The following is a 23,182-nucleotide window of genomic DNA, read 5'->3' on the forward strand; positions in this document are numbered from 1 at the left end:
CTATTTTTGTTTGATGAAATTTTTAAAAGCAATTCTCTTTTTTATAGCAGTACTTATCGCTGTTGATGCACATGCACAAAGCAGTGCCGAACTAAAGCGCAGGCGCGATAAATTATCAGAAGAGCTTGACCAGTTAAATAAGGATTACCAGGAAACATCAAATAACAAAAGGGCTACATTAAAACAACTGAGCCTGTTAAAAGCGCAGATAAACCTAAGGGAAGAGAAGATAAATAACATTAACTCGGAGGTAAGAAATTTGGATAGCCAAATCTCCGAAAGCAATAATACTGTACATAGTTTACAAAGCCAGTTGGATCAGCTAAAAAAAGAGTACGCGGCAATGATACTTTTTGCCTACCGTAACCAAAGCGCTTACAATAAGCTGATGTTTATTTTTGCATCAAAAGATTTTAACCAGGCTTACAAACGATTAAAGTATTTACAGCAGTTTGGCGCCTACCGCGAACGCCAGGCCGGTTATATACAGGGAACGCAAAAGGAACTGCACGTAAAAATAAACGAGCTTGATAAAACCAAGCAGGAAAAAAGCAATTTGCTTCAAGATCAGGAAAAGGAAAAGAAAACCCTGGGAGCACAAAAGAACGACCAGGTTAAAGTAGTTAAAGACCTGTCGCAACATGAGGGGCTGTTAAAGCAGCAACAAAAAGATGTTCAAAATAAGCTTGCCAAAACAAACCGCGAGATTGCAAGCGCTATTCGCCGGGAGATAGAGGAAGCGCAGCGCAAGGCTGAGGCAGAGGCAAGGGAGGCAGCAAGACTGGCCGCGGCTAAAGCCAAAGCCGAAAATAAGCCGGCACCTGTAGAACGTAAAGCCGTTGTAAAAACCAGCTCGGGATATTTGAATGCCACACCAGAGGCGGCCAAACTATCTAACGACTTTTTAGGCAACAAAGGGCGCTTACCATGGCCGGTTAGTAATGGTATAATAACCCAGGGATTTGGAACATATACCTCTGAAGGTATCAGAAGCGAAAACACCGGGGTCGATATCCGAACAAATGCCGGCAGTACTGTAAGAGCAGTATTCGAGGGGGAAGTGATCAGGGTGGTTGATGTGAGCGGTACGTACCTGGTAATGATAAAGCACGGAGAGTACTTTACGGTGTATGGAAACTTACGGTCGGTTACAGTGGCACGCGGGCAAAAAGTGACCACTAAACAAAATTTAGGTGTTGTTGCAACCGATCCATCAACCGGCGAAACGGAAGTTAACTTTGATATATATAAAGCTAAAGAGGCCCAAAATCCTAAGTTTTGGCTGGCGCCTAATTAGTTGTGAATCAAAAAGAAGAATCAAGAGTCAAGAATTAAGACAGAAAACAATAATAGGCTAAATTATGCTCAGCTTAGCTGAAGAAACAGCTTACAAGGCAGTAAATTAATATAAAACTTTTTTGCAGCTATCTTGATTCCTGACTCTTAACTCTTGATTCTTAATTATAAAGATATTAATTGTTTATATTTGTAACCTTAAAAAAATGCAATGCTAAGTACAGTTTTTTTATTTTTAAATATTGGTACAGGGGAGATGGTACTGATACTTTTTGCAGCATTAATGCTATTTGGAGGCGAAAAGCTTCCGGGTATGGCGCGTACGTTAGGTAAAGGCCTGCGCGATTTTAAAGATGCATCTGAGGATGTTAAGCGCGAAATCAATAACCAGATCAATAATTTCCAGGAAAAGCCGGAGGCTACTAAAACTGTTGAGTCGGTAATTGAAGAGCATGTAACACCGCTTATCGAAGAACATCCTATTGATGAAACTCCGGTTGCCGAAAGCGTAGAGCATCATCCTAACCCGGTGATTGCCGAAAATAAAGTACCAAATACAATCCCTGCGGCCGAGTTTCACGTAGGTACCGATCAGGAAACGGTTACCGAATCAAAAATCGACCTTAGTAAACACTAAAAAAGCCGCCTTGGCAGTTTAATAAAAAGAGCATTCTATCATTAATAATAATATTAACTTATATAAAAACTTAAAATCATGGGTTTAGGGGCACCAGAAATTATTCTAATCATCTTGGCAATTCTCTTATTATTTGGCGGTAAAAAAATACCTGAACTAATGAGAGGCTTAGGAAAAGGCGTTAAAGAATTTAAAGACGCGCAAAACAACGAAGGCACTTCTACAGAAGAAAAACCGAAAGTATAATACCTCAACAGGTAATACTTTTAGCAGCTTTATTTACGATATAAACTTATCTGTTGAATTAATTTGTTATTTCAACGGATAAGTTTTTTATTTTAGCCCCATGGCTAAATTTTATTCCTCTTTAACCGAAATAAAGAGCGGGTTGCAGTGTGCGGAAATTACTGTTCAGGGCTTGGTAAAAAACTATTTGGGCGAAATTAAAAAGAACGCCCACTTAAACGCTTTTAATGAAGTGTTTGAAAAAGAAGCGCTTATCAATGCCAAAAATGTTGATGAGCGGATTAAAAACGGAATAGCCGGCAAGCTGGCCGGTATGGTTATAGCCATAAAAGACAACATTTGTTACAAAGGACACCAGGTAACGGCATCGTCCAAAATCCTCAAAGGTTTTACATCCATATATTCATCAACCATAGTTGAACGCTTGCTTGCAGAAGACGCCGTAATTATAGGCCGCTGCAATTGCGATGAATTTGCTATGGGCGGCTCCAATGAAAATTCATTTTATGGTCCGGTAAAAAACTACGCCGATCAAAAAAGGGTATCGGGTGGGTCATCAGGCGGTTCGGCAGTTGCTGTACAGGCCAATATGTGCCACGCAGCCATTGGTACCGATACAGGGGGATCAGTTAGGCAGCCGGCTGCATTTTGCGGAGTGATAGGTTTTAAACCTACTTACGGCCGCATCTCCAGGCATGGTATTATAGCCTACGCCTCGTCATTTGACCAGGTTGGGCCAATTACCCGTTCGATTGAAGACACCGCCTTGTTATACGAAGTTATGGCTGGCCCCGATGATTACGATAACACGTTGATTCAGCAGCCTGTATCGTCAATAACTGTTGATACTCAAAAACCGGGTAAGAAAAAAATTGCCTATTTACAGGAAGCGCTCTCGAGTCCCGGCGTTAATGCTGAGGTTAAAGACGTACTGGTACAATACATTGACAAATTACGCGCCGAAGGCCATACGGTAAAACCCATAGCCTTTGAACAATTAGATTACCTGGTGCCTACTTACTATATATTGGCTACGGCCGAAGCCTCATCAAACCTGGCACGTTTTGATGGCGTGCATTATGGCTATCGCAGCCCGGCGGCCGATGATTTGCAATCAACCTACAAAAGGTCGCGTTCTGAAGGTTTTGGTAAAGAAGTGAAGCGCCGTATTATGCTGGGCACCTTTGTACTAAGCGCCGGTTATTATGATGCCTACTACGCCAAGGCCCAAAAAGTGCGTAGATTGATAAAAGAAAAAACCGAAGAGATACTAAACGAATACGATTTTATATTGATCCCAACCGCTCCGGAACCAGCCTTTCCGATAGGCGCTGAAGAAAAAGACCCGGTGGTAACGTATCTTTATGACATTTTTACCGTACAAGCATCATTAGCCGGTGTACCTGCCATATCGTTGCCCACCGGCAATAATAGCAAGGGTTTGCCGTTAGGTTTACAATTATTAACAAAACATTTTAACGAACAACAACTGTTAGATTTTGCTGAATATTTCTTAAAGCTATAAAAAAGCCATATTTTAGTAAAATTAACCGATGCAGGAAGCATCATTACTTAATCAAATCCAACGAATGAAGAGATTATTTACGCTTACCATCTGCCTGTCGCTGTTACAAATCATTCAAGCCAATGCCCTCCCGTCGGTAAAGCAAAGCCATCATTTTGCTGCTTTTCATGGCGAAATTAATGCCGATACCATCATTTTGCCGGTTATAAACCATCCGCTGCCAATAGGCGCGCAAGGCAATATTTATAAACGCCGTCTTGATTCGATCAAGAAGGATATCCAGCTTGATTACAATGAGTATGTACAAAGCTATATTGAGCTATACATGCACAACCGCGATGAAATGGGCCAGGTTGCCGGCCTTACCAGGTACTACTTCCCAATTTATGAGAAAGCTTTTCATGATGCCGGGATTCCCGACGAGATAAAATTTTTATCGATTGTTGAATCCAAACTTGATCCAAACGCGGTATCAAGGGTAGGGGCAACAGGTTTGTGGCAGTTTATGGGTACCACTGCAAAAATATATGGCCTTAACATGAATGAGTATGTTGACGAACGCCGCGACCCGATACAAGCCAGTTATGCTGCAGCCGCGTACTTAAAGGACGCTTACCAGGAATTTGGCGACTGGCTGTTGGCCATAGCATCATACAACTGCGGGAAAAGCAATGTGGAGCATGCTATGGAAAAAGCTGGCGGCGGCAGCGATTTTTGGGCTATACGCCAATACTTACCCGCCGAAACCCGTGGTTATGTACCTGCTTTTATTGCCATGAATTATGTGATGAACTATTTTGGTAAGCACAACATCGTAGCGCAGGCCTGCAACTTTTCGTTAAAGACGGATACTGTTATGGTTAAAAAGTTTGTATCGTTAAGTAATGTTGCCCGTGCTTTAAATGTAGGCATCAGTGAAATAACCATCCTTAACCCGGCCTATCGCAGGTTAATTGTAAATGGTACGCCAAAAACTCCACGCAGGCTTATCCTGCCACAAACCGCCAAAGAGAACTTTGCTGCTTTATACAATGTATTAAATAGTGCCGGTGATGCGGTAGCGCCTATGGAGTTTGCCAGGCCAACCCCAGTTTATGCGGTAGCGGCCCCTGCCACCCACCCGGTTTATGTGGATGTGCCAAAATCTGATCGAAAGATAACTACCTATCATAAAGTAAAAAAAGGGGAGACTCTGGCCGGTATAGCCGACTTGTTTGGCTGCGAGGTACATGATCTTAAAGTATGGAATAACCTGGAGAGCAACCGCGCTCCCGTTGGTAAAACAATAAGGGTTGCCGCCGGTGGCGATATCTCGGCAAACGTATCAGCTGGTTCAAAAACAACGCTGTAAACACGGGATAATATCCGCTTAAATAATAGCCCGATTTTGACATGTTTCAAAACCGGGCTTTTTTATTTCAGGTTACCATAAAAAGAATTGTAATTTTGGGCGCTTGAATTTTGAGAAGATGAACAAGAACAACCGTAAACAGGACGCGCTGAATTACCACTCCATGGGCCGTCCTGGTAAGATACAGGTAGTGCCCACCAAGCCTACCAATTCGCAACGAGATTTAACCATGGCTTATTCGCCTGGTGTTGCCGAACCCTGCCTGCGCATAGCCGAAAACGTTGATGACGTATATAAATATACTGCTAAAGGTAACCTGGTAGCAGTTATAAGCAATGGTACTGCCGTGTTAGGTTTGGGTAATATTGGCCCCGAAGCCAGTAAACCGGTAATGGAGGGCAAGGGCTTGCTGTTTAAAATTTATGCCGACATTGATGTATTTGACCTGGAGGTGAATGCCAAAAGTGTTGATGAGTTTGTGGCGATAGTAAAAGCGCTTGAGCCTACATTTGGTGGCGTAAATCTCGAGGATATTTCGGCGCCAACCTGTTTTGAGATAGAGCGCAGGCTTAAAGCCGAAATGAACATCCCCGTAATGCACGATGATCAGCACGGTACGGCTATTATATCGGCTGCTGCTTTGATGAATGCCTGCGAAATTCAGGGTAAAAAACTGGATAAAATAAAACTGGTAGTCAATGGTGCAGGTGCCGCCGCGGTATCCTGTTCAAAAATGTACCTTTCCATAGGGGTTAAAAAAGAAAACCTGGTAATGTTTGATATCAACGGTGTGCTTGATCAACACCGTACCGATCTGGACGATATCAGGATGGAGTTTGCCACCACCCGTACCGATGTAAAAACGTTATCGGATGCCATGAAAGATGCCGACGTATTTGTTGGCCTGTCTGCAGGTAATGTGGTAACCCCGGCAATGCTCAAATCGATGGCTAAAAAGCCGGTGGTTTTTGCGATGGCCAATCCCGTTCCCGAGATTGATTACGATTTGGCAACTTCCGCACGTGAAGATATTATTATGGCAACCGGCCGGTCAGATTATCCTAACCAGGTAAATAACGTATTGGGGTTTCCGTACATTTTCCGTGGCGCACTTGACGTAAGGGCTACCGCCATTAACGAGGAGATGAAGATAGCGGCCACCCACGCTATTGCCGAAATGGCCAAGAAACCGGTACCCGAGGCTGTAAACCTGGCTTACAATATCACCAACCTTAAATTTGGCAGGGATTACATCATTCCGAAACCGATGGATCAGCGGTTGATAACCGAAGTGTCTATGGCGGTTGCTAAAGCGGCTATTGATTCGGGCGTTGCCCGTAAGGTTATTACCGATTGGGATGCCTATGCAGAGGAGCTAAGATCACGTTTGGGTAACAATGATAAACTACTGCGCAACCTTACCAATAAGGCGAAGCAGAGCCCTAAAAGGGTGGTGTTTGCCGAAGCAGATAATTATAAGATCCTAAGATCGGCCCAGATAGTAAAGGATGAAGGTATTGCTACTCCGATATTGTTGGGCAATATAGAAAAGATAAAACGGATCATGCGTGAAAACGAGCTTGACCTGGGCGATGTACAGATCATCGATCCGCGTGAGGGCTGCGAAAACATGGACGAATACGTTAATTATTTATACAATAAACGCCAGCGCCGCGGTATTACTTTGTACGAGGCCAAAAAACTAATGGTCGACCGTAATTATTACGGTGCCAGTATGGTGCAGTTTGGCCGGGCCGACGCGCTGATTTCGGGCTTGACAAAAGACTATGTGAGTACCGTAAAACCGGCATTGCAGATTATCGGCACCGAAGAGGGCGTAAATCGCGTTGCGGGTATGTACATGATGATAACCCCCAAGGGGCCTGTGTTTTTTGGTGATACCACCGTAAACGTAAACCCAACGGTGCAGGAACTGGTAGATATTACCGTACTGATAGAACGCTCGGTAAAACGCTTCAACATCGCCCCCAGGGTCGCTTTATTATCGTACTCCAACTTTGGATCGAACGAGGGCGTAATCCCAGAAAAAACAAGGGAGACGGTAAGAATACTGCACGAAAAATATCCTGACATGGTTGTTGACGGCGATATGCAGGCAAACTTTGCCCTGAACTCGGATTTGCTGGCCGATAATTTTCCATTCTCTACATTAAACGGAAAGCCTGCCAATACGCTGATATTTCCTAATCTTGAATCGGGTAACATCGCTTACAAGTTGTTGCAGGAAATAGGCGGCGCCGAAGCGGTTGGGCCTATATTGTTAGGTTTAAAAAAGCCGGTGCACGTATTGCAGTTGGGTAGCTCGGTCCGCGAGATTGTTAATATGGTTACCATTGCGGTAATTACGGCACAAGCGAAGGCGGAGAACCAATAGTTTTTTGATAAACAAAAGAATAAAATAATATTTATGTACGATTATATTAGTGGTAAACTGGTTTTTAAAAGCCCATCGCATGTTGTTATTGATACAGGGGGTGTAGGTTATCATATCAATATATCGGTAAATACATATTCAAGGCTTGGTGCCGATGAAAGTTGCAAGCTATATATATGGCAACATGTAAAAGAAGATGCGCTCACCCTGTACGGTTTTGCCGATGATGGTGAGCGCCGCTTGTTTATGCACCTGATCTCGATATCCGGTATCGGGCCAAATACGGGCCGCATGATGCTATCTTCTATAACGCCGGCCGAGATTCAGGCGGCTATTGTAAGCGGTAATGTTTCCCTTATTCAGCGTATTAAAGGGATAGGCCCAAAATCGGCACAAAGAATAATTTTAGAACTGCAGGATAAACTGCGCAAGGAAGGTCCGGATACCCTAACCGTTGTGCCAATAAATAAAACTGCTAAGGATGAAGCACTTACCGCCCTGGTAATGCTTGGCTTTGCCCGCAATACTGCCGAAAAGGTATTGGAGCAGGAAATGAATAAAAATAGCGGCGATTTAACTGTTGAACAACTAATTAAATTTGCTTTAAAAACCCTATAATTACGTATAAATTTCGACTTGACTTTTGATAAGAATATTTACTTATAATATTATTATAAGTGTATTGGTAATTCTCACTTTCGGTGTGCTTAACGGCGCTTATGCGCAGCAGCAAATACCGAAGATAAGGACCGATACGACCCGGAAAAGTGTACCGCTTGACTTAGCCCAACCCAAAAATGTTAGGGTCAGGGAGGGTATTTTTAGTTCCGATCCTCCGGGGCTTGTGCGCACCGTTGAATATGATGCGGCCACAAACCGCTATATTTTGTACGAGCGGGTTGGTAACTTGCTATACCGGCCGCCGCAATACCTCACCTTCGCCGAATATTTAAAACTTACAGATAAATCAAAGCAGCGCAATTATTACAAGCAGCTGGCAGATAACTATGCCTACGATTCGCAGCAACCCGGATTTATCCCCGTTATTAAAGTAAGAAGCCGCACTTTTGAGCAAATTTTTGGTAGCCAGAACATTGATATCCGCCCACAGGGATCGGCAGAAATGATATTGGCCGGGCAGGTTAATAAAAACGAAAACCCATTATTTAATACCAGGCAACGCAGCCAGTTTAATTTTAATTTCGACCAAAAGATTCAGCTTAACGTAACTGGTAACATCGGCGATAAACTGAAGATTACTACCAATTACAATACCGATGCGCAATTTCAGTTTGAAAACCAGGTAAAGCTGGATTATACGGGCTCGCCCGACGAGATCATCCAGAAAATAGAAGCCGGTACCGTGAGTATGCCCCTGCCTACTACACTTATAACCGGTAGCCAGGCGCTTTTTGGCGTAAAAACCAAGCTGAAATTTGGCCGGTTGGATATCACCAGTATTTTATCACAACAGCGGTCGCAATCAAAAACCATTACCATAACCAATGGCTCGCAGCAGGGCGAATTCAGGCTAACCCCTGCGGACTACGAAGCCAACAAGCACTTCTTTTTATCGCAGTATTTTCGCAATAACTATAACAAGGCGCTGGCCAACATCCCAATCATCAGCTCCAACGTAAATATCACAAAAATTGAGGTGTGGACAACCAACCGTACCAACGTAACTACCGATTCGAGGGATATCTTAGCATTCCTTGACCTGGGCGAAAACAAACCTTATAATACATCAAGAATACAGGGCGGCGCCGGTTTTAGCGGCTTGCCAGCCGGCTTTAAAGGCCCCGGCTTTGCACAGCAGTCCAACTCTTTATTAAATAACTTACCTGCCGATGCAAGGCAAACAAACTCAAACGCAGTAGCCAGTTATTTTCAATCAACTGGTAATACAGATAACTATGCCAAGCTAACCTATGCCCGTAAACTCACCGATAAGGAATATACGCTTCACCCGCAATTGGGCTATATCTCCCTCAATTATCCTTTAAATAACGATGAGGTTTTGGCGGTGGCTTACCAATACACTATCAATGGTGTGCAATACCAGGTGGGTGAGTTTAGCAGCGATGTGGCGGTTGATCCCAATACGCCTAAAGTGTTATTTGTAAAATTGCTAAAAAACGAACTGCTGAAAACCAATTTGCCATCCTGGGATTTGATGATGAAAAACATCTACTCGCTGGGCGCGTTCCAGATTGCTCCAACGAATTTTAAATTGACGGTGACCCGGTTGGATGATAAATCGGGTATCGAAAAAACGGTGATGGAGGAAGGGGCCAACCTGAAAGGTAAATTGTGGCTGCAGGTTGCAGGGCTTGACAATCTTGATCAGCAAAGCGCAAAACAGCCCGATGGGTATTTCGACTTTTTGGAAGGAGTTACTATCGACTCGCAAAACGGCCGCATCTCGTTCCCTACTATTGAGCCTTTCGGCTCTGATTTGGCTGCCAAGTTTACCGCCGGCGAAACGGACCTTACCAAACGTTACGTATATCAACAACTGTACGACTCTACAAAAACTATAGCACAGCAATATTTTCCGGCCTTAAACCGCTATGTAATTAAAGGTACTTACACCTCGACAGGCGGATCAGAATACCAGCTGAACGCTGTGAATATTCCGCAGGGATCAGTAACGGTAACGGCTGGCCAGCTTAAATTAACGGAGGGCACAGATTACACTGTTGATTACAACTCCGGCCGGATTAGGATATTGAACCAGGCCTTGCTATCGTCGGGCCAAACTATCAGCGTAAAGCTGGAGAATAATGAGTTGTTTGGCGTTCAGCAAAAGTCATTATACGGATCGAGGTTTGATTACCATGTGAACGATAAGCTGAATTTAGGCGGTACGCTGATGCACCTTACCGAGCAGCCTATTACTCAAAATGAAACAGCAGGCGAGGAATCAATCTCCAACACCATATGGGGTTTTGATGTTAACTATAGTTCAGATTCGCGCATGCTTACCCGCCTGGTTGATAAAATACCACTGATCCACACCAAGGCGCCATCGTCGGTTACCTTTTCGGGTGAGTTTGCTCAGTTGTTACCGGGCAGCCCCGGCGCGTTAAATTTTGCAGGCTCAAAAAACGGTACATCGTACCTGGATGATTTTGAAAACAGCCAATCCATCATCGATATAAAAAGCGCTAATGCCTGGCAAATTTCGGGTACGCCGCAGTTATTCCCCGAAGCCAGCCGGTTTGATGACCTGAGCTACGGTTACAATCGCGCTCGCCTTGCATTTTATAATATCGACCCTATATTTTATACCAACTCGAATAACATTGCCATATCAAGGGCCGACCTGTCCAATCATTATGCAAGGCAGGTATTGGAGCAGGAAGTATTCCCCTACAAGCAGTCGAGCACCGGGCAGCCATTAACCCTGGCTACACTGAATATGGCTTTTTATCCCAATGTGCGCGGTCCGTACAACTATACCACTACGGGCTTTAATCCCGATGGTACGTTACAAAATCCAAAATCGCGCTGGGGGGGTATGTTCAGGAAACTGGAAACGAATGATTTTGAATCGTTAAACGTATCATACATTGAGTTTTGGGTACTCGATCCTTTTATTTACAAACCCAACTCGGCAGGTGGCGATTTGTATTTTAACCTGGGTAGCGTATCTGAAGATATATTGAAAGATGGCCGGAAAAGCCTGGAGAACAGCCTGCCCGTGAATGGCGACCTTACCCAGGTTGACGAAACCAACTGGGGTCGGGTATCTAAACTACAGCCGGTTATTAACGCCTTTGACAATAACCCCGATGCTCGCCGTTTGCAGGATGTAGGTTTGGATGGATTAAATGATGCCGACGAGGAGAAAAAATTTGCCCCGATAGTTACCCAGGTAAAAGGGCAACTGAACGCGCAGGCTGCAACCAGCTTTGCAAATGACCCATCGTCTGATGATTATCAGTACTACCAGGGTTCGGCGCTGGATCAGGGAAGGTTAGGTATCCTTGACAGGTATAGCAAGTACAATGGTACCGATGGCAACTCCAAAACATCGCAGCAATCGCAAGCCGAACTTGGGATCCAGAATTCGGCATCAACCTCGTTGCCCGATGGCGAGGATATTAACCGCGATAATAACATGAGCCAGGAAGATTCGTACTTTCAGTACAAAGTATCTATCCGGCCCGGTGATATGGTTGTTGGGCAAAACAACATCAGCGATAAGGTAACGGCAAATGTTAAACTGCCCGATGGTACAACCCAATCGGTAAACTGGTATCAGTTCAGGATCCCGATTACCGATTACCAAAGCAAGGTGGGTAATATTGGCGATTTTAAAGCCATTCGTTTTATGCGGATGTTCATGACCAATTTTGCCGATACCGCCATCCTCCGCTTCGCGACACTGGAACTGGTGCGCGGCGAATGGCGGGCATTTAACATCGAGCGAAATCCGCTGAATGTTATTGCCGATCCATCTATCAGCAATCCGCCTTTAGATAACTCGACGCTTGATGTGCAGGCAGTGAATATTGAGGAGAATGGTAACCGTACGCCCATCCCATACGTGGTGCCGCCGGGCATTCAGCGCCAGCGTAATTATAATAACCTGCAAACAAATACCAAGCTGAACGAGCAATCGCTGTCATTAAATGTAAAAAGTCTTCGGGATGGCTATTCAAGGGCTGCTTTCCGGACTTTTTATAACGATTTGCGCAAATACAAACGTGTACAAATGTTTGTGCACGCCGAGGGCGAGTTGTTGAAAGACGACGATTTGAACGCGTTTTTACGCCTTGGTGTTGATTACCAGGATAACTATTACGAGTACGAAGTGCCTTTAAAAATTACGCAGCCGGGCACCAGCAGCCCCGATGCTATATGGCCCGACGCCAACGCTATTGACCTGGAGCTTGGTTTGCTTACCCGTGCAAAACTTGCCCGTAACCACAGCAATGTATCCTTTAACCAGGTATTTAAATATACCGAAGGCATCCAAACTGTTTATATAAAAGGCCAGCCTGACTTAAGCCGCCTGCGTACCATTATGATAGGTGTACGTAACCCTTTAAAAGGCAGCCAGGCAACGGGTACAGATGATGGGCTGGATAAAACAGGCACAGTTTGGTTTGATGAACTGCGCTTAACCGATTTTGACCAGCGCGGTGGTTGGGCAGCTACAGCAAGGCTGGATACTAAGCTGGCCGATTTTGCCGACGTTACCGTATCGGGTAGTAAAACCAGCATAGGTTTTGGTACGCTGGATTCACGGCTGAACGACAGGAGCCAGAGCGATAACCAGGTTTATGATATATCGGCCACTGCCGAGTTAGGTAAGTTTTTCCCGGCTAAAAGCGGGATCAGTATACCAGCCTACATCAATGTATCGTCGCAAACAAGCTTACCTCAGTATGATCCGGGGGCGCCGGATATAGAATTGAAGCAATCACTTGCCGCAGCCACAAGTACTAAAGAGCGCGATTCGATAAGGAACGCGGCGGTTGATTACACTTTCAGAAAAAGCTTCAATTTTACCAACGTACATAAAACAAAGCTTGACCCTACGGCAAAAAATCATGTTTGGGATATCGAGAACCTGAGCGCCAGCTACGCCTTTACACAGTTTACCCATCATGATTTTACCACCCAAAGTGATTTAGAAAAAACGTATCACTTTACCTTTGCCTATAATTATACCAACGCGCCCAAATACTATAACCCATTTGCAAAAATTATTAAAAGTAATTTGCTGGCGCTGGCGCGCGATATCAACTTTAGCATATTACCATCAAGGCTAAATTTCAGTATTAATTTTGATCGGTTTTACTCTGAAAACACCTTGCGGGATAACGATCCTAACAATTTTATTCCCATACCAACAACTACCTTCAATAAATACTTTAATATTACCAGGGTATATGGCATAGGTTGGAATTTATCAAAATCCTTATCATTAGATATTGATGCCACCAACCTTTCGGTTGTTGATGAACCAGCGGGGCGCATTAATGGTTTAAAACGCGATACCCTTTGGGATAACTTGAAAAAGCTGGGCCGCACCACCAACTACAACCACACAATCAATATCAACTATGCCCTTCCTATCAACAAAATTCCGGGGATGGACTGGACATCGGTAACTACCCGGTATAGCACGCATTTTAACTGGCAAACCCAGCCTTTGTTTGCCATTAATGATCCTTCGTATGACGTAGGTAACAGCATCAGCAACCTGCGCGAAATACAGGTGAACCCGACTTTTAACATGGTATCGTTGTATAACAAGTTTCCATTTATACGCAAGGCCGGTAACCCTAATTCGCCGGGTGGCATTAGCAAGGTGTTAATTGGCCTGCTTACCAGTGTTAAAAATGTAAGCGCTACTTACTCGCGCAAGCAGGGTATCTATTTACCGGGCTATCTGCCCCAATCGGGTATTTTTGGCGAAAATTCAGATTATAACGCGCCGGGGATAGGTTTCTTACTGGGCAGCCAAACCGATATCCGTGCCAGGGCGGTGGCCAATGGATGGATATCTACAGATACCCTGCAAAATCAATTGTACACAAAATCACTCAATGAGGATATGCACTTCAGGGCTGTTCTCGAGCCAATTCCTGGCCTTAAAATTGACCTCATCGCCTTTAAAACACAGGATAATAACTATCAATCTAACTTTAAATACCTGGCCGCAACCAACAGTATAGAATCGTTAAGCCCGGTTACCACGGGTAATTATAGTGTCTCTTATTTAACTATAGGCACGGCGTTCAAAAAAACTACCGGTATTAATAATACATCGCCGCTGTTTCAACAAATGCTTGCCAATCGTTCCATTATATCGCAAAGGCTTGCCGCGCAAAATCCTAATTCAACGCAATTGGTAGATTCTGTTGGGCTTAGAGATGGTTACGGCCAAAACTCACAAAACGTGCTGGTGCCGGCATTTTTGGCTGCCTATACAGGTAAAAAAGCGGCGAAGGCCAGTACATCGCAGTTTCCTAAAATACCTATACCCAACTGGGATGTCAGGTACAGCGGCCTGGCCAAAATTCCGTTTTTCGCCGATATTTTCGACTCGTTCGATCTGAGCCACGGTTACCGGTCGTCATACAACGTAAACGGTTTTACCACCTTGCTGCAATACCAGGAAGCCAACGGCGCCAGCAGCGCGCGCGATTTAAATAACGATTTTTTGCCGCTTTACCAGTTTTCGCAGGTTACCATATTTGAGCAGTTTGTGCCTTTGTTGGGAGCCAGCGCCAGGTTTAAAAACAGCATGACCGCCAACGTAGAGTTTAGGCAGAGTCGTACCCTTAGCCTAAGCCTGCTTAACAGCCAGCTGGCGCAGCAAAACGAAAAGATCATGGTTTTTGGCTTTGGCTATCATACCAAAAATTTCCACTTCCCGTTTGGCCTGTTCCCCGGTGGCAGCCCCAAAGATGTTAATTTTAAGCTCGATTTCTCGTTGCGCGATAATAAAACCCTTATTTACCGTGCCGACGTAGCAGCCGCCGAAATATCATCAGGCGCGCAAAACATTACCGTGAGGCCGTCAATTGACTATGTGATAAACCAGCGTTTTAACCTCAACCTGTTTTACGATTCAAACATCACCCGGCCATATACCTCGCAAACATTTAATACCGCCTTTACCAATTTCGGCATCAACCTGAAATTGTTGCTGCAATAAAGTTGGAGCCCATTTGAAAATTTGAGAATTTGAAGATTTGAAAATGCATAGTAAGTTCCGTTAATTTTCAATTTCTTAAATTAGTGTGAATCCATTTCCTTTGCCGCTTTTCTTTCAGCTTTATGCTGTTTGCGTTCGGCTTTCCTTACTAATCTTTCCTGCTTGTTTTTTTTGTGTTCGGTTAAGCGCCCCATTGCAGCCTGTTGCGATTTTTCATCCAGCCCGGCACATTCTTTTATGCCCTGTAACAATGTGCGCCAAACAGTTTTAAAAAATGGCGAGTCTTTTGGTCGAATGTAATTAACATCGGCAAAGCGGGAGGCTTTGCCGGTAGCATCGGGGTTGTTGTGTTTTATAACAAACAGGTTGGCAAATATGGATATCAGCTGCTGCTTTTTTAAACGGTTGTTGGCCGTGTCGGCTTCCAGGATTGATACCTTTAAATCGTTGTATAATAAAGATATCCGCCCCTTAAAGGCCTTGCGGTTTGCATGAATATCAAAATTAAATTGTTTGATATTGCCCGATGTTATCTTGAGCATGGCCAGCGGTACGGTTGCCTGGTTAAGCTTGTTGGCAACCATCGTACTTAGTGATCCTTTATAGTTGAATGAGCCATCGGCATCGGTTAAATTAAACAGAAATTGAACATCCAATCGCCCCCGGTTCATGAAGTAGCTGCTAAGCCGTACATCGGTAATGTTATTTTTAGCTATGGACGCCTTGTTTGTTGTTACATTATGAAATTCGCCTTCAGTATTATCAAATTCAACCGATCCTGTTTTTTTTGTCTCGGCATTATATTCGGAGTAGGATACGTTGATGTGTTTTAACCGGATGGTATCTATCGTCAGGTCGGCATCAGTATTGCGTACCAGCACATTAGGGAAGGTGGACACTTTGTCTTCCGGTACCTGCTTAGCCTTATTGGGGTTGCCAAACACCTTTAATGCGCCATTGGCAAGCTCAAGACTTGATGCCTGTACGCGCCGGTATTTATGGTAATTCAAAAAATCGAAGTTATTGAGTTGTATTGAATCCATGCCCAGCGTAAAACTATCACTTTGGCTTTTGTTAAAAAACAGGTCGTTTTTTGCGGCTTGTAATTGCAGTCCCCTGATATTGAGCCGCGCGTACATGGTTGATAGCTTAAGGTATTTTATTTTATAATCATATAGCCCGTTATCTGTTTTGCCGCTATAATTATTTAGCTCGGTAACAATATCCTTACAATATAAAAGTCGCGATTTGTCAGTCTGGGTTGCCGAGTCAATGAGCAGGTCGGTAGCGCTCAGGTTCATTTCTTTAAGGGTTGATATAACTACCTTATGGCCCGAGTAGTCCTCGTATTTAAATTTCACATCGTTAAAATAAATATGATCTACGCTTATAGAATGCAAGCTTTTGGAAATTTTTTGCCAGGCTGTGCGATGATCTTTTAAAACGGTATCCTGCGTATGGTTAAGCGCATAGCTAACGTTTAGTTCGGGCTCATTTAAAATTATCTCATTTATTTTTAATCGCTGCCTGAAATAATAGCTGAATGGGTGTATGTGTTTTAAAATGAGCTTTTTTACATGCAGGGTTACCAGGTTGTTAGGTGCCAGGTGCTGCTTCTTTTTTCGGTTATACAGAGCCGTATCGGGGATAAGGCTAATGTCATATATGGTAACTTTTCCTTCCAGTAAATGTAGCTCGGCCCTCGTAAAATCGGCCCTGTAAAGGTTGTCGCTGCCGGTTAAAACAGCGTCGCGCACTTGCGTGGCCAAAATAGGGGCCAGGTAATGGTTAAGGATAAGGGCAATAATAAATACTATAAGTACCGGTACCAACACAAAACTAAATGCTATTTTTTGCCACTTATGCCTTAAAAATTTAAGCTTCATTTAAAGATATCCGTTTACTTTATGGTGTTACTGGTACTGTTATACGTATAGAATCAGAAATATAACAATAAAATTTCGATTTTGTTAAATACTGACAATATGTCATCCGTGTATTCAAATTTTATGTATTTTTGCAAACTAATTTTTAATTGAATGATGGATTTGGTTCTTCCGGATAAGATACATGACGAGAGCAGGCAAGGCGAGGCTTTAGTTTTAGAGCAGCCGGTGACGGGTAAAAATAACGGCCGTAAACTTTATATTGAAAGTTATGGCTGTGCAATGAATTTTAGCGATAGCGAAATTGTTGCATCCATATTGTCTGAACAGGGCTTTGAAACCACCGGCGATCATAATTTGGCCGATGTTATATTTATAAATACTTGCTCTATCCGCGAGAATGCCGAAACCCGTGTGCGTAATCGCTTAAAGGAGTTTGCCATAACGAAGGTTAAAAATCCTGGCCTGGTGGTAGGCGTGCTGGGCTGTATGGCCGAACGCCTGAAATCGAAATTTTTAGAAGAGGAAAAACTGGTTGATGTAGTTGTTGGCCCTGATGCATACCGCGACCTGCCTAACCTGATAGACCAGGTTGATAGCGGCCAAAAAGCCGTAAACGTATTGCTATCCCGCGAGGAAACTTATGCGGACATAAGCCCGGTACGTTTAAACAGCAACGGTATTAACGCTTTTGTTTCTATTATGCGTGGCTGCGATAACATGTGTTCGTTTTGCGTGGTACCATTTACCCGTGGCCGCGAACGCAGCCGCGACCCGCAATCAATAGTAGCCGAATGTACCGATTTGTTTGATAAAGGATACCGCGAGGTTACTTTGTTGGGGCAGAATGTGGATTCGTATAAGTGGAGGCCTCACCCTGCCCTCTCCAAAGGAGAGGGTTCTGATGAGCAGGATGGACAAGGTGCTAAGCAAGTTCTCTCCTTTGGAGAGGATTTAGGTGAGGCCCCCGTTACCAATTTTGCTAACCTTTTGGAAATGGTGGCGCTCATTAATCCCGATTTGCGCGTGCGCTTTTCTACGTCGCACCCGAAGGATATTACCGACGAGGTTTTATATACTATTGCTAAATACGATAATATTTGTAACTACATACACCTTCCGGTACAATCGGGCAATACCCGCATCCTGGATTTGATGAACCGTACTTATGACCGTGATTGGTATATTAACAGGATTGATGCTATTCGCCGGATAATTGGCGATTGCGCAATTTCTACAGATGTAATAACCGGTTTTTGCACTGAAACCGACGAAGAACACGCCGAAACCGTAAGCATGATGGATTACGTGAAATACGATTTTGCCTACATGTTTAAATACAGCGAACGCCCAGGAACATTAGCCGCGAAACGCTATGCTGATGATATTCCCGAGGAAGTAAAGCAAAAACGATTAACTGAGATAGTTGCCAAGCAGCAGGAATACTCTTACTACCGTGCACAAGCACGCGTTGGCAAAACAGAAAAAGTGCTGATTGAAGGTTTCTCCAAAAAATCAAAAAATGATTATTGCGGCCGCAGCGATCAAAACGCCATGGTGATTTTCCCGGTAGCCGACAACTATAAACCCGGCCAATACGTGAACGTTTTGATTGAACGAACTACTACGGCTACGTTGATAGGGAAGGTAATTGATTAATTTGAAGATTTGAAAATTTGAAGATGAGGTAATTTTCAAATTTTCAAATTGCCGGATTTTCAAATTGAATACATGGAAATACAAGAAATAAAACAACGCTTCGGTATCATTGGCAATTCGCCATTGCTTAACCGGGCCATAAATATAGCCAACCAAGTGGCGCCTACAGATATTTCGGTGCTGATTACCGGCGAAAGCGGGAGTGGTAAAGAAGTGTTTTCGCATATTATACACCAGATGAGTCCGCGTAAGCATGGGCCTTTCATCGCGGTTAACTGCGGGGCTATACCCGAGGGGACTATCGATTCGGAATTGTTCGGCCACGAAAAAGGCTCTTATACCGGTGCTGTTGGCGAACGTAAGGGTTACTTTGAAACCGTAAACGGTGGTACCATATTTTTGGATGAAATTGCCGAGATGCCTTTAGGCACCCAGGCCCGTTTGCTCCGGGTGCTGGAATCTGGCCAGTACATTAAAGTAGGTTCATCAAAGGTAGAGAAAACCAATGTGCGCGTTATAGCCGCTACCAATGTTGATGTTTACGATGCCGTAAAAAGCGGTAAGTTCAGGGAAGATCTTTACTATCGCTTAAATACGGTGCCCTTGAAAATTCCACCTTTGCGCGATAGGAAGGAGGACGTTTACCTGCTGTTCAGGAAATTTACATCTGATTTTACAGATAAATACCGTACCCCGCCAATTCAATTGGATGAAGAGGCACAACAAGTGCTGATAAACTACAGCTGGCCGGGTAACGTGCGTCAGCTTAAAAATATGGCCGAGCAGTTAGCTGTATTGGAGCGGGATCGTATTATTACCGGGCCAACCTTGTTAACATATATTCCACAAGAGGCAAACGGCCGCAATTTACCTATGCGTGTGGGTAATCCCGGCAAAGAAGATTTTTCGGAACGTGATATATTGTACAAAGTACTGTTTGATATGAAACGCGATATGGTTGAACTGAAAAAACTGGTGGCCGATATTATTGAACACGGCGGCGTATCAACCAATTACGCCAGCCACTCGCAAACACTTAACCAGTTGTATCGCGATATTGAAATTCCGGGCGGCCCCGAGGGACAATTTACTTTGCAGCAACCCGTTAATACAAATAATAATGGCAGCAATATTGGCGGTAACGATGCGTATAATATAACCCACGAAGCCGAGGAGGTAGAGGAATCGCTATCGCTGATTGAAAAAGAATCAGACCTGATCCGTAAGGCTTTAAAGAAACATAAAGGGAAACGCAAGCTGGCTGCCAATGAGCTGGGTATATCTGAGCGCACACTGTACAGAAAAATAAAAGAGTTAAATTTATAGGTTGATGAAAAGAATAATCGGTTCTGTAATTATAGTTTTAAATTTAGGTTTGCTTTCATCATGCTATACACTCCGTAATGAAGCTATTCCACCCGGTTTGAAAACACTGAACATCCAGTTTTTTGAGAATAACGCACCGCTGGTGGTAAACAACTTAAGCCAGACATTTACCGAGGCTTTAAAAGAACGTGTACGTACGCAAAGCCGGCTGAGCCTGGTACGTGGCGAGGCCGATGCAACCCTGTCCGGGAGTATTGTTGGTTATACCATCGCTCCTGTGTCTATAGAGGCTACTTCAACTAATACTGCGCCTATTGCCGGTGCAAACAGGTTAAGTATAACCGTAAAGGTGAAATTTGTTTATGATAAGGACAAAAAGATTAACTTTGACGAAAGCATGACAAGGTTTGCCGATTATAAAGGTGATATAGGATCGCAGGAACAAAATCTTATCCAGAATATTACCAAGCAATTAACCGAAGATATTTATAACAAGGCCTTTTCTAATTGGTAGGCATTTCGTACTTTCAACCACGTGGATCAATATTTAAATAACAGGCAAAACGAGATATTATGGGAGTTGTTGGCCAATCCGGCCGATAATGGCCAGTTGCATAACTATGATTTGCAGCAGTTGGTTGATGAGTTTCCGCAAAGTGGCATATTAAGGGCCATGCTTGCCCACGCAGGTAACGGAAGCGACTTAAAACACGCCGCTGCCTACTTTAATCCCCGGTTGCTGCACAAGCTTATTAACGATCCTGAGAGCCTGCCTGTTGTTTCGGCAGGGCAAATTGCCGGTTTAAAAAATGGTGCGGCACCCGTTTACGCACCACCCGCCCCCGAAAGCGAAAACTATTTTAATATAGGTACAGCAACTGAAATAACTGAGGAGCCGCAGGGCATCAACGGCCAGGAAAACCAATTTGAAATATTGACAGAAGAGCCTGCGCCCGAATCTGTAACAGAACATGAAGCCGATGTTATAACCGGAGAGTTGGAAGAACCAGCTGTTGAAGAGTTATCGGTAGAAAATGATAAAACAGAGAATGAAGTAGCGGTGGCTGTTGAAGAAACTGCGCCACCTGTTGCGTTTCAAGAGATAGCTGACGAAAAGAATGAAGAAGATATCGAAGACGAGATTTTTGACGAAATTGTAGGTATCGAAGATATCAGCTTTAATGGCAGTGTGTCGGACATCAAAGAGCAAGCTGTTGAAGAAACTGAAGCTGCGGAAGAAACGCCGGTTACTGCTGATGAATTGACTGTTGCTGAGCGAATAGAGCCTAAAAGCAATTCGGCCGATATTAATTTTGAAACAGAAAAATGGATCATTGGCAGTATTGCTGCTACCGATTATTTTATGTTTGATAATTCGATAGCCGATCAAAAAGGAGCTGGAAAGCCTGGGTCTGTTGAGGCCGAAGAACTTCCGGTACTGGCCAAAACCGAAGATACTGCCCAGGACGCCGAAACGGTATCAAAGTATCATGATGAAAAGATGCCTTATTCCTTCATGTGGTGGCTTGATAAAACACGTAAAGAGTACGCGTCAACATATCAGCCATATTTGCCGCCGATACAACCGCAGGTACCGCAAGGGATAACTGCCGAAGAAAAAAAGGAACATGCTGCCGATGAACTGCAACAGCAGTATTTTGAAAATATATTTCATGATAAATCGCTTCAGGACCTTGAAAATGCCCCCATACCAGATGCTCCTGAGATAAAGCGCAAAGAAGATATCATTATTGAAAAGTTTATTAAGGAGGAGCCACAAATAAGACCGCCATCAATAAACAAGATAGATAACGAGAATAAGGCCAAAAAAAGTTCGGAAGATAAAAATGAGCTGGTAAGCGAAACCCTGGCGCAGATATACGCCGACCAGATGCTATATCACAAAGCGATTGCTACTTATAAAAAATTGATGTTGAAATTCCCGGAAAAAAGCCGTTACTTTGCCCACCAAATTGAACAATTAGAAAATAAAACGAATTAACCAATAAAACAATGTATATTTTAATTACTCTTACTGTTATTGTATGTGCTTTGTTAGTGCTAATTGTTTTGATACAAAACCCTAAGGGTGGCGGCTTATCATCTAATCTTTCGGGTTCATCGCAAATAGTGGGTGTGAAAAGAACCGGCGATATATTAGAAAAAGGAACCTGGGTATTGGCAATTGGGATAATGGTTTTGGCAATGGCTATTAATGTTATAGCTCGTTAGCAGCAATCAGTCAAATTGAACAATTAGAAAAGAAAACGAATTAATATTAAATAAAGAAATGGTCATTTTAATTATCCTTACCGTTATTGTATGTGCTCTGTTGGGGCTAATCGTGCTGATCCAAAACCCTAAAGGCGGCGGTTTATCATCTAATTTTTCAAGTTCATCGCAATTAATGGGCGTTCAAAAAACCGGCGACTTTTTAGAAAAAGGTACCTGGGTATTGGCAATTACCGTAATGGTATTGGCATTAGCCATTAACGTGGTAGCCAAAGGTGGTTCAGCAAGTACCGCAAATCCGTTGCAAAACCAAATTGATAAGGCTTCAAAACCTTCATCAACAGCGCCGGTATCACAGCCATTGAATTTGCCTGCAACGCAAACTCCAAATAAAACGAAATAAGCTTACACTTAGTAAATAGTAAAAAACGGCTTTGGATTGTCCCAAAGCCGTTTTTTTGTGCCCTGTTTAACTGACACGATGGCACGGGCAAGTTAAAATACTGTTAAGGGTAAAAAGTAAAAAAACGTTTTTGCTGCCATTACAACAGTTAAGTATGTCAATATTTGCCATTGCCCGGCCTTGGCATAATTGATGAGGATTTGGTGGTTGAAAAACTTAAATAAATAAACAGTTATAACTATGTCATTAAACATTAAACCAATCGGCGACAGAGTGGTTGTAGAGGCCGCAGCAGCCGAAGAGAAAACCGCCTCGGGAATCATTATCCCGGATACCGCTAAAGAAAAACCTCAGCGTGGAACTATCGTTGCAGTAGGTAACGGTAAAGTAGATGAGCCTTTAACAGTAAAAGTTGGTGACCAGGTTTTATACGGTAAATATGCCGGTACCGAAATTACTTACGAAGGAAAAGAGTATTTAATTATGCGCGAATCTGACGTTTACGCGGTACTGTAACTAATTATTGAATTATTGAAGGATTGATT

The 23,182-nt window shown here is 43.5% G+C and carries 16 protein-coding genes; 15 read left to right on the plus strand and 1 reads right to left on the minus strand.

Going from position 1 to position 23,182, the window contains the following annotated elements; genetic code table 11:
• Nucleotides 1–13: 13 nt before the first annotated feature.
• The 8 genes from AC1RM2_RS22220 to sov all read left to right on the plus strand — a co-directional run bounded on the left by AC1RM2_RS22220 (nucleotide 14) and on the right by sov (nucleotide 15,131).
• Nucleotides 14–1,297, plus strand: coding sequence for a murein hydrolase activator EnvC family protein (locus AC1RM2_RS22220; protein ID WP_492987356.1), 1,284 nt, complete (start codon nucleotides 14–16; stop codon nucleotides 1,295–1,297).
• A gap of 210 nt (nucleotides 1,298–1,507) precedes the next feature.
• Nucleotides 1,508–1,933, plus strand: coding sequence for a Sec-independent protein translocase subunit TatA/TatB (locus AC1RM2_RS22225; RefSeq protein ID WP_492987357.1), 426 nt, complete (start codon nucleotides 1,508–1,510; stop codon nucleotides 1,931–1,933).
• A gap of 78 nt (nucleotides 1,934–2,011) precedes the next feature.
• A complete protein-coding gene (gene tatA / locus AC1RM2_RS22230; protein WP_147055904.1) occupies nucleotides 2,012–2,179 on the plus strand; it encodes a twin-arginine translocase TatA/TatE family subunit in 168 nt (55 codons plus the stop codon).
• A gap of 100 nt (nucleotides 2,180–2,279) precedes the next feature.
• On the plus strand, nucleotides 2,280–3,704 hold the full coding sequence (gene gatA / locus AC1RM2_RS22235) for an Asp-tRNA(Asn)/Glu-tRNA(Gln) amidotransferase subunit GatA (protein WP_492987358.1): 1,425 nt from the start codon (nucleotides 2,280–2,282) through the stop codon (nucleotides 3,702–3,704).
• 64 nt (nucleotides 3,705–3,768) lie between these two features.
• Nucleotides 3,769–5,055 carry a lytic transglycosylase domain-containing protein gene (locus tag AC1RM2_RS22240; protein ID WP_492987359.1) on the plus strand — a complete coding sequence of 429 codons (1,287 nt, stop codon included), beginning with the start codon at nucleotides 3,769–3,771 and terminating at the stop codon, nucleotides 5,053–5,055.
• Nucleotides 5,056–5,173: 118 nt separating this feature from the next.
• The gene (locus tag AC1RM2_RS22245) at nucleotides 5,174–7,450 is read left to right on the plus strand and encodes an NADP-dependent malic enzyme (RefSeq protein WP_492987360.1); all 2,277 of its coding nucleotides are present in this window, start codon (nucleotides 5,174–5,176) and stop codon (nucleotides 7,448–7,450) included.
• A gap of 33 nt (nucleotides 7,451–7,483) precedes the next feature.
• Nucleotides 7,484–8,068 carry a Holliday junction branch migration protein RuvA gene (ruvA, locus tag AC1RM2_RS22250; RefSeq protein WP_492987361.1) on the plus strand — a complete coding sequence of 195 codons (585 nt, stop codon included), beginning with the start codon at nucleotides 7,484–7,486 and terminating at the stop codon, nucleotides 8,066–8,068.
• Between the two features lie 34 nt (nucleotides 8,069–8,102).
• Nucleotides 8,103–15,131 carry a T9SS outer membrane translocon Sov/SprA gene (sov, locus tag AC1RM2_RS22255; RefSeq protein WP_492988267.1) on the plus strand — a complete coding sequence of 2,343 codons (7,029 nt, stop codon included), beginning with the start codon at nucleotides 8,103–8,105 and terminating at the stop codon, nucleotides 15,129–15,131.
• An 80-nt stretch (nucleotides 15,132–15,211) separates the two neighbouring features.
• Here the strand turns inward: sov and AC1RM2_RS22260 are convergent, their stop codons facing one another.
• Nucleotides 15,212–17,017, minus strand: a complete 1,806-nt coding sequence (locus AC1RM2_RS22260; RefSeq protein WP_492987362.1) for a hypothetical protein — start codon at nucleotides 17,015–17,017, stop codon at nucleotides 15,212–15,214.
• 153 nt (nucleotides 17,018–17,170) lie between these two features.
• On the opposite strand from AC1RM2_RS22260, the gene AC1RM2_RS22265 reads away from it, so the two are divergent.
• The 7 genes from AC1RM2_RS22265 to groES all read left to right on the plus strand — a co-directional run bounded on the left by AC1RM2_RS22265 (nucleotide 17,171) and on the right by groES (nucleotide 23,153).
• Nucleotides 17,171–18,676: a MiaB/RimO family radical SAM methylthiotransferase gene (locus tag AC1RM2_RS22265; protein ID WP_492987363.1), complete on the plus strand. Its 1,506-nt coding sequence runs from the start codon at nucleotides 17,171–17,173 to the stop codon at nucleotides 18,674–18,676.
• Between the two features lie 72 nt (nucleotides 18,677–18,748).
• Nucleotides 18,749–20,002, plus strand: coding sequence for a sigma-54 interaction domain-containing protein (locus AC1RM2_RS22270; RefSeq protein ID WP_492987364.1), 1,254 nt, complete (start codon nucleotides 18,749–18,751; stop codon nucleotides 20,000–20,002).
• Nucleotides 20,003–20,006: 4 nt separating this feature from the next.
• Entirely contained in the window at nucleotides 20,007–20,516 is a 510-nt protein-coding gene (locus AC1RM2_RS22275) for an LptE family protein (RefSeq protein WP_492987365.1), read from the plus strand.
• Between the two features lie 21 nt (nucleotides 20,517–20,537).
• Entirely contained in the window at nucleotides 20,538–22,004 is a 1,467-nt protein-coding gene (locus tag AC1RM2_RS22280) for a hypothetical protein (protein WP_492987366.1), read from the plus strand.
• 11 nt (nucleotides 22,005–22,015) lie between these two features.
• Nucleotides 22,016–22,234, plus strand: a complete 219-nt coding sequence (gene secG / locus AC1RM2_RS22285) for a preprotein translocase subunit SecG (protein ID WP_492987367.1) — start codon at nucleotides 22,016–22,018, stop codon at nucleotides 22,232–22,234.
• Nucleotides 22,235–22,292: 58 nt separating this feature from the next.
• Complete coding sequence (gene secG / locus AC1RM2_RS22290) at nucleotides 22,293–22,637, plus strand: preprotein translocase subunit SecG (protein WP_492987368.1); 345 nt, start codon at nucleotides 22,293–22,295, stop codon at nucleotides 22,635–22,637.
• A gap of 240 nt (nucleotides 22,638–22,877) precedes the next feature.
• Complete coding sequence (groES, locus tag AC1RM2_RS22295; RefSeq protein WP_090641441.1) at nucleotides 22,878–23,153, plus strand: co-chaperone GroES; 276 nt, start codon at nucleotides 22,878–22,880, stop codon at nucleotides 23,151–23,153.
• Nucleotides 23,154–23,182: the final 29 nt, after the last annotated feature.

It is taken from the genome of Mucilaginibacter sp. GW822-FHT03E02 (assembly GCF_058801545.1).

Bases quoted from the DNA above. Each gene is read 5' to 3' on its own strand.
- secG (WP_492987368.1), top strand. From the start codon at position 22,293: ATGGTCATTTTAATTATCCTTACCGTTATTGTATGTGCTCTGTTGGGG.
- secG (WP_492987367.1), top strand. From the start codon at position 22,016: ATGTATATTTTAATTACTCTTACTGTTATTGTATGTGCTTTGTTAGTG.
- AC1RM2_RS22225 (WP_492987357.1), top strand. From the start codon at position 1,508: ATGCTAAGTACAGTTTTTTTATTTTTAAATATTGGTACAGGGGAGATG.
- tatA (WP_147055904.1), top strand. From the start codon at position 2,012: ATGGGTTTAGGGGCACCAGAAATTATTCTAATCATCTTGGCAATTCTC.
- AC1RM2_RS22270 (WP_492987364.1), top strand. From the start codon at position 18,749: ATGGAAATACAAGAAATAAAACAACGCTTCGGTATCATTGGCAATTCG.
- groES (WP_090641441.1), top strand. From the start codon at position 22,878: ATGTCATTAAACATTAAACCAATCGGCGACAGAGTGGTTGTAGAGGCC.
- AC1RM2_RS22220 (WP_492987356.1), top strand. From the start codon at position 14: ATGAAATTTTTAAAAGCAATTCTCTTTTTTATAGCAGTACTTATCGCT.
- AC1RM2_RS22245 (WP_492987360.1), top strand. From the start codon at position 5,174: ATGAACAAGAACAACCGTAAACAGGACGCGCTGAATTACCACTCCATG.
- AC1RM2_RS22260 (WP_492987362.1), bottom strand. From the start codon at position 17,017: ATGAAGCTTAAATTTTTAAGGCATAAGTGGCAAAAAATAGCATTTAGT.
- AC1RM2_RS22265 (WP_492987363.1), top strand. From the start codon at position 17,171: ATGATGGATTTGGTTCTTCCGGATAAGATACATGACGAGAGCAGGCAA.
- gatA (WP_492987358.1), top strand. From the start codon at position 2,280: ATGGCTAAATTTTATTCCTCTTTAACCGAAATAAAGAGCGGGTTGCAG.
- AC1RM2_RS22275 (WP_492987365.1), top strand. From the start codon at position 20,007: ATGAAAAGAATAATCGGTTCTGTAATTATAGTTTTAAATTTAGGTTTG.
- AC1RM2_RS22240 (WP_492987359.1), top strand. From the start codon at position 3,769: ATGAAGAGATTATTTACGCTTACCATCTGCCTGTCGCTGTTACAAATC.
- ruvA (WP_492987361.1), top strand. From the start codon at position 7,484: ATGTACGATTATATTAGTGGTAAACTGGTTTTTAAAAGCCCATCGCAT.